A 5,488-nucleotide genomic window follows, 5' to 3' on the forward strand; every position below is an offset into this window, starting at 1 on the left:
CCACCTGGGCGGAGACCAGCAGCACGAAGGTGTCGGGATCCGCCATCACGTTCAGCGTCCCCAGGTCGAGCTGTCGGAGCCAGGTGTTGAGCACGCCGCCGGCGCCGAGGCTCTGCTGGAAGAAGCCCACCACGATCACCCAGGACAGGAAGTGGGGCAGGTACAGCACGGACTGCAGCGTCGCCCGCATCCAGGGCCACGCGAGCGAATGGATGAGCAGCGCCAGAGCGATCGGCACCGGGAAGAAGAGCACGAGCTGGACGGCGGTGATCTCGAGCGTGTTCAGGACGGCCGTCCAGAACGAGGGGTCCTGGAACAGGAGAGTGAAGTTCCGCAGGCCCACCCAGGGGCTCTCGGTGATGGGGATGTACGGCTGGTAGTCCATGAACGCGATGACGTTCCCGACCAGCGGCACGTAGACGAACAGCAGCAGAAGGACCAGCGCGGGGACGACCATGATCGCCATCGGGTAGTCACGTCGCACTCGCGCCGCGAAGGACTGGCGACGGGCCGGGGGCAGCGAGGGTCGGCCCTCGACGTGCCCGGAGGGCACCCGGGGCACTCCGGGTGCCGGCGGGGCCGGACGGGTGGGTGAGGTGAGGTTCACGGTGGCTCCTTCGCGCACGGCCGGACTGTCGGTCGGGACGGCTGCGCGCCTCCTTGCGGGCTCCCGACTGCCTGGACAGCATCGGCAGGTGGCATGATCGTCGTCAAGCACTACTGATCATTCGAACAGAGAACGAACAGAAGGAGGCTCGATGGATCTCCACGAGCGACAGCAGCGGATCCTCGCCGAGCTCCGCCTGCACGGAAGCCTCTCGGCGGCGGACTTCGCCTCCCGCACCGGGGTCTCGGCCATGACTGTGCGTCGTGACCTGCGTGAACTCGCCGATGAGGGCAGGCTGCGTCGCGTGCACGGCGGCGCGGAGTCCGTGGACACAGCGTCCCTCGGGGGCGCGCACCACCGCCCCGCCGTTCGCTCCGGCGCTGATCGCAGTCAGGTCGCGACGCCGCTGTTCACGCTCGGACAGGTGAGCCCGGACCCCACCTATCACTTCCCTCCGATCGTCGACAGCGCAGTGGAGCGGGCTCGTGAGCTGGGCGGACGTGTGGTGCTCGGGGTGTCCCGGTACCAGCGCGAGCGCGAGAGCCACCAGGTCGAACGCCTGCTCGCCGGGGGCGTCGACGCTCTGCTGGTGACCACGACGGTCGCGGACTCCGTCGAGATGCTCGCCCGCCTCGCTCAGCTCACGATTCCCGTCGTGCTGGTCGAGCGATCCGCCGAAGAGGCCCCGATCGGCAACGCGCTCGAATCGGTGCGCACCGACCATGCGACCGGGATGGTGCTCGCGGTGCAGCACCTCGTCGAGCTGGGGCACGAGAACCTGCGCGCGATCGCGTACGGCACTCCCACCACCCCCTTCCTCCGCCAAGGGCTCGAGCGAGCGAAGCGCCGGCTGGGCCTGGCCGCGGGGGCGGAGCTCTTCGAGGTCGGCGAGGCCGACAGCACCGGTGGGGACCTTCGGGCACTGCTCGACGAGGCGATGGCCGACGGCGTGACCGCACTCGTGGTGCATTCCGATCACCTCGCCGTGGATCTCACCGGCATCGCGGTGGCGAGCGGGCTCGACGTGCCCGGTGACCTCTCGATCGTCGCCTACGACGACCAGGTCGCGGCGCTCGCCGAGGTGCCGCTCACGGCGGTCACGCGTCCCAGCCGAGACCTCGGTGCGCTCGCCGCCACCATGGCCTTCGAGCGGCTCGCCGCGACGGACACGGTGAGCGCGAGCCGCCACGTGACGTTGTGCCCGCGCCTGACCGTCAGGAGCTCCACGGCTCCTCCTGTCTGATGTGCGGAAGATGTTCGAATGAACGGGTCATCTTGACGATGCGTGGGCGTGGCGGCTGAGATGTCAGGGTCGACGAACCCGAGGAGACCACCGATGATCAGACCGAGGACGACCGCAGGCATCCTGATGCCCGAGCAGACCTTTCGCCGCGTGTTCAGCCAGGTCGACATCCGGCGGCTCGAGACCGATCCAGCACTCGAGCTGCTCGCGGACCGACCGCTCGACCTGGACGTCGCGGCGGACCGCTCCCTGCTCGCACGGACCGAGGTGCTGATCACCGGCTGGGGCACCCCGATGATCGACACGGAGATGCTCTCGCTGATGCCGAACCTGCGCGCCATCGCACACTCCGCGGGGACGGTGCGCCCCGTGGTCGATCCGGTCGTCTACGAGCGCGGCATCGCGGTGAGCTCCGCCGCGGCTGCCAACGCCATCCCGGTGGCCGAGTACACGCTCGCGCTCATCGTCCTCGGTGCCAAGCGCGCCTTCTGGGCGGCGGACAGCGTGCGTGCAGGGCGCCTGGAGCCGGATCTCGAATCCGCGTGGCCGGAGGTCGGCATCCGTGGCCGCACCGTCGGGATCGTCGGTGCCTCCACGATCGGTCGCCTCGTCATCCAGCGCCTGCACGCCCTCGAGCTCGAGGTGCTCCTATACGACCCCACGCTCCACCCCGTCGAGGCGGCCGAGCTCGGGACGACGGCGGTGGAGCTCGGCGACCTGGTCGAGCGCAGCGACATCCTCTCGCTGCACGCTCCGTCGCTGCCCGGCACGCGCGGCATGATCGACCGGGAGCTCATCGACCGGATGCGTCCCGGCGCCACCGTGATCAACACGGCTCGCGGCGACCTGCTGGACCAGGAGGCGCTCGCCGACCGGCTCGAACGCGGGGATCTCGTCGCGCTGCTCGACGTCGCTGCCGAGGAGCCGCTGCCGCTGCACAGTCGACTGCGGAGCACGCCGAACACCTTCCTCACACCGCACATCGCCGGATCGATCGGCACCGAGCTGGGACGGCTCTCCGCCCATGCGGTCGAGGAAGCGCTCGCCTTCGCTGCACAGGGTGCGTTCCGTCGCGGCATCGATCAGCAGTCGTTCGCCCTGCGCGCCTGAGTCCCACCCCCGAGGAGCAGCCATGACCTGGAACGCATCGTCCCCCGTCCCCGTCGGCCACGCCGCCGATCCGGATGGATCCGCTTTCACTCCGGGCCGCCCGGGCGAGGACGATCCCACCGCCACCGCCACCGCCACCGCCACCGCCACCGCGCCCGCCGACCCCGACACCGCGAGCCTGCGGGCGCTGCTGACTCCGTCCGTTCGCGAAGGCCTGCGCCCGAAGTCCTGGCGTGCCGCCCCACCCGTCGAGGACCGCGCGGCCTGGGCGGAAATCTCCGCAGCCGACCGCGCCGCCGTGCTCGAGGGCGCACAAGACTTCGAGAAGCGCCTCGCTCGCCAGGGCCCCAGCCTGAGCCTGTGGCACCACTACGCTGCGACCGGCGAGCGCACCCCGTACGAACAGGCGCAGCGTTCGCTGCTGGGAGCTGTCGGCAGCTCGGCGCTGGCGCTCGCGGTCACCGGGGAGGAGCGCTGGGCGCAGTCCTGTGCCGACGCCGTGTGGCGGCTGTGCGAGCTGAGCGCCTGGTGCCTGCCCTCTCACTACGCGCTGCCCGAGTCCGGGCGGAGACCACCGCTCCCACAGCCGGGACGGGACATCCTCGACCTCTCCGACGGCTATGTGGGCGGGATGCTCGCCGCCGTGGACACTCTCGCCGGAGACCATCTCGAACGACGCTATCCGGGCCTGCGGGCGCGGGTGCACCACGAGATCTGGCGCCGCGTGCTAGAGCCCTGGCGCCAGGAGACGTACTTCTGGCACGGTCTCGAGGAGACGCCCAACAATTGGGCCCCCTGGATCGTCTCGAACGTCCTCACCTGCGCGGCAGTGGTCGAGCCGGACCGCGGGGCTCTCGCCGCGGATGTGGAGCGAGCGCTGGTGATCCTCGACCGCTTCCGCGCCGGGTACGCTCCGGACGGCTCTTGCGACGAGGGCGCCACCTACTGGTGGTGGGCCGGCGCCCAGCTCTTCGAGGCGCTCGAGGTGCTGCGCGAGATCAGCGGTCGGGATCTTGACGGCAACGTCGTCGCCCCGATTCCCGCAATGAGCCGTTTCCCGATGCGCATGCAGATCGACGCGCACCGCCAAGTGAACTACTCGGATGGTTCCGCCGCGCTCCCGCCGAACGCTAACTGGCACCTGCTGGAGAGGTTCGGGGACCGAGCCGGCGAACCGGATGTGGTGCGCCATGCCCGATGGATGGGGCGGCAGCATCCGTTCCGTCTCCCGGAACAGATCGCTCCCCAGTTCCAGCGCGTGCTCCAGGAGCTGCGAGATCCCGGATGGGCGCGGGAACCGGCCGCTCCGGGCATGCCCCGCTCCTGGTACGCACCGGGCACCGAGCTCGCCGTCATGCGCGAGTGCCAGGGGGCGGTGGACGGCTGGTTCCTCGCCGCGAAGGGCGGGCACAACGACGTCTCCCACAACCACAACGACGTCGGCGGAGTGATCGCCACGCTCGACGGCCTGCCCGTGCTGATCGACGTGGGCGTCGAGACGTACCGTCGGGAGACCTTCGACGAGGCCACCCGCTACACGATCTGGACCATGCGCAGCGCGTACCACTCCTGTCCTCTGCCCGGCGGCGTGGAGCAGGAGCCCGGACGCGACCGTGGCGCCCGCGGCACCGTCGCGCTAGAGACCCCCCAGCGCTCCGGCCTGCGCCTGGACCTCGCGGGCGCGTATCCGTCCGACGCCGGGCTCGACAGCGCCTGGCGCGAGGCGGCCCTGGACCGCGAGGCCCGGACGATCACCCTGCACGACAGCTGGCGCTTTACGTCCTCGCGCGTCATGACCCTCGTGCTCATGACCGCCGCGCCGCCGTCGCAGGAGGCCGAGGGCGTGCTGCGCCTGGGACCTGCCCGCGCCCGCTACGACGCCGCGCGCTTCACCGTGCAGAGCGAACGGATCGCGGTCGAGGACGAGAAGCTGACGGCGGTGTGGGGTGATGCGGTGCACCGCATTCTGCTCATCGAGCGCGAGCCGGCGGCGGAGGGGGAGTCGCTGATCGTGTTCGAACGGGCATAGGGAAAGCGGCTCCCGGCCACCGGGCGGCGGGCGAGGACGGCGCGACAGCTCACTCGTCCCGCAGGCCGTAGCGCTCCCGCAGGATGCCTGTCCGCCTCGCACCGGGCAGCAGCGCTGGGGCGCAGAATCACTGAGCCTTCGGAGCCCAGCGGTTCCAGGTGTCCACGACCTCGGTGAGATGCACGCGCATGGCGGCGGCGGCGGCGGAGGGGTCGCGGGACGCGATGCCGTCTGCGATCGAGCGATGGGCGGCCGCGACCGTGGACAGCCGATCGGGATCCATCGAGAACGTGGCGACGCGGGTGTCCAGGAGCGAGCGTCCCAGGGCGTCGAGCAGGATCACGAAGAAGCTGTTCCGCGAGGCGACGGCGATGTTGCGGTGGAACACCGCATCGTTGCGCGACGCGTCGACGAGATCGTCCGCGGTGAAGGTCTCGAGCTCGTCGCAGAGGCTGTAGAGGCCGGTGATCTGCTCGTCGTCGATGTTCCGTGCGGCCTG

The 5,488-nt window shown here is 70.6% G+C and carries 4 protein-coding genes and 1 pseudogene; 3 read left to right on the forward strand and 2 right to left on the reverse strand.

All coding sequences use genetic code 11. The features are described from left to right. Positions 1-607 (reverse strand): annotated as a pseudogene (locus ACOJSN_RS11225) (sugar ABC transporter permease); the annotation flags it as partial. A gap of 151 nt (positions 608-758) precedes the next feature. Here ACOJSN_RS11225 and ACOJSN_RS11230 point away from each other — a divergent pair. The 3 genes from ACOJSN_RS11230 to ACOJSN_RS11240 all read left to right on the forward strand — a co-directional run bounded on the left by ACOJSN_RS11230 (position 759) and on the right by ACOJSN_RS11240 (position 4,989). Further along, the gene (locus tag ACOJSN_RS11230) at positions 759-1,850 is read left to right on the forward strand and encodes a substrate-binding domain-containing protein (RefSeq protein ID WP_420112585.1); all 1,092 of its coding nucleotides are present in this window, start codon (positions 759-761) and stop codon (positions 1,848-1,850) included. A gap of 93 nt (positions 1,851-1,943) precedes the next feature. Further along, on the forward strand, positions 1,944-2,960 hold the full coding sequence (locus ACOJSN_RS11235; protein WP_420112586.1) for a hydroxyacid dehydrogenase: 1,017 nt from the start codon (positions 1,944-1,946) through the stop codon (positions 2,958-2,960). Between the two features lie 22 nt (positions 2,961-2,982). Then, positions 2,983-4,989, forward strand: coding sequence for a hypothetical protein (locus ACOJSN_RS11240; protein WP_420112587.1), 2,007 nt, complete (start codon positions 2,983-2,985; stop codon positions 4,987-4,989). Between the two features lie 127 nt (positions 4,990-5,116). Here ACOJSN_RS11240 and ACOJSN_RS11245 read toward each other — a convergent pair. Beyond that, on the reverse strand, positions 5,117-5,488 hold a 372-nt coding region (locus tag ACOJSN_RS11245), incomplete at its 5' end, for a FadR/GntR family transcriptional regulator (protein WP_420112588.1).

Source organism: Pseudactinotalea sp. (assembly GCF_048594945.1).
Taxonomy (GTDB): domain Bacteria; phylum Actinomycetota; class Actinomycetes; order Actinomycetales; family Beutenbergiaceae; genus Pseudactinotalea.

What these genes read in the sequence shown, in the direction of transcription:
- ACOJSN_RS11230 (WP_420112585.1), top strand. Translation starts at nt 759, where the DNA reads ATGGATCTCCACGAGCGACAGCAGCGGATCCTCGCCGAGCTCCGCCTG.
- ACOJSN_RS11235 (WP_420112586.1), top strand. Translation starts at nt 1,944, where the DNA reads ATGATCAGACCGAGGACGACCGCAGGCATCCTGATGCCCGAGCAGACC.
- ACOJSN_RS11240 (WP_420112587.1), top strand. Translation starts at nt 2,983, where the DNA reads ATGACCTGGAACGCATCGTCCCCCGTCCCCGTCGGCCACGCCGCCGAT.